Below are 949 nucleotides of genomic sequence, written 5' to 3'. Positions count from 1 at the left end.
TAAATCGGGAAGACAGGATTCGAACCTGCGACACCTTGGTCCCAAACCAAGTACTCTACCAAGCTGAGCTACTTCCCGAACTAAAGCTTACGCTTTATGCACCCTAGAGGAGTCGAACCTCTAACCGCCTGATTCGTAGTCAGGTACTCTATCCAGTTGAGCTAAGGGTGCTCGTTTCTATTCAATTGCTACATAGTCTTGCGACCATGCACCCTAGAGGAGTCGAACCTCTAACCGCCTGATTCGTAGTCAGGTACTCTATCCAGTTGAGCTAAGGGTGCTTCTTCTCCAACCTAAGTCTATGCCGAGGACCGGAATCGAACCGGTACGATCGTTACCAATCGCAGGATTTTAAGTCCTGTGCGTCTGCCAGTTCCGCCACCCCGGCCTCCTCAAGCGAACGACGGGATTCGAACCCGCGACCCCCACCTTGGCAAGGTGGTGTTCTACCACTGAACTACGTTCGCATCTGTTTCTTTATATAAAAAAATGCCGGCTACATGACTTGAACACGCGACCCTCTGATTACAAATCAGATGCTCTACCAACTGAGCTAAGCCGGCTCATTATTATTCTTTTATGCGGGTTAAGGGACTTGAACCCCCACGCCGTAAAGCGCCAGATCCTAAATCTGGTGCGTCTGCCAATTCCGCCAAACCCGCTATAATGACCCGTACTGGGCTCGAACCAGTGACCCATTGATTAAAAGTCAATTGCTCTACCAACTGAGCTAACGAGTCGTATCATTATCTTCTAGAAACTTCGTTCCTACGGTCCCGACGGGAATCGAACCCGCGATCTTCGCCGTGACAGGGCGACGTGATAACCGCTACACTACGGGACCTATGGGAGTTAACGGGATCGAACCGCTGACCCTCTGCTTGTAAGGCAGATGCTCTCCCAGCTGAGCTAAACTCCCAAAAAAGGAAGTCTTCTAACTTCCTATCTT

10 tRNA genes are annotated in these 949 nt (G+C 50.3%); all 10 read right to left on the bottom strand.

The features are described 5' to 3' along the window. Window positions 1–4 precede the first annotated feature (4 nt). A tRNA-Pro gene (locus AC3E8G_RS10260) sits at window positions 5–78 on the bottom strand. A 19-nt stretch (window positions 79–97) separates the two neighbouring features. Beyond that, window positions 98–171, bottom strand: a tRNA-Arg gene (locus AC3E8G_RS10255). 36 nt (window positions 172–207) lie between these two features. Next, a tRNA-Arg gene (locus AC3E8G_RS10250) sits at window positions 208–281 on the bottom strand. Window positions 282–302: 21 nt separating this feature from the next. Further along, window positions 303–388 (bottom strand) — tRNA-Leu (locus AC3E8G_RS10245). A gap of 7 nt (window positions 389–395) precedes the next feature. Beyond that, window positions 396–467: transfer RNA gene (locus tag AC3E8G_RS10240), tRNA-Gly, on the bottom strand. Window positions 468–490: 23 nt separating this feature from the next. Then, window positions 491–563, bottom strand: a tRNA-Thr gene (locus tag AC3E8G_RS10235). A 17-nt stretch (window positions 564–580) separates the two neighbouring features. Then, window positions 581–662: transfer RNA gene (locus AC3E8G_RS10230), tRNA-Leu, on the bottom strand. A 5-nt stretch (window positions 663–667) separates the two neighbouring features. Then, window positions 668–740: transfer RNA gene (locus tag AC3E8G_RS10225), tRNA-Lys, on the bottom strand. Between the two features lie 31 nt (window positions 741–771). Then, window positions 772–844, bottom strand: a tRNA-Asp gene (locus tag AC3E8G_RS10220). A 2-nt stretch (window positions 845–846) separates the two neighbouring features. Further along, window positions 847–919 (bottom strand) — tRNA-Val (locus AC3E8G_RS10215). Window positions 920–949 lie beyond the last annotated feature (30 nt).

Source organism: Streptococcus sp. SCPM-O-B-15294 (M123), from assembly GCF_058200455.1.
The sequence above is the reverse complement of the archived record's forward strand: the minus strand, read 5'-3'. Positions and strand labels throughout refer to the sequence as shown.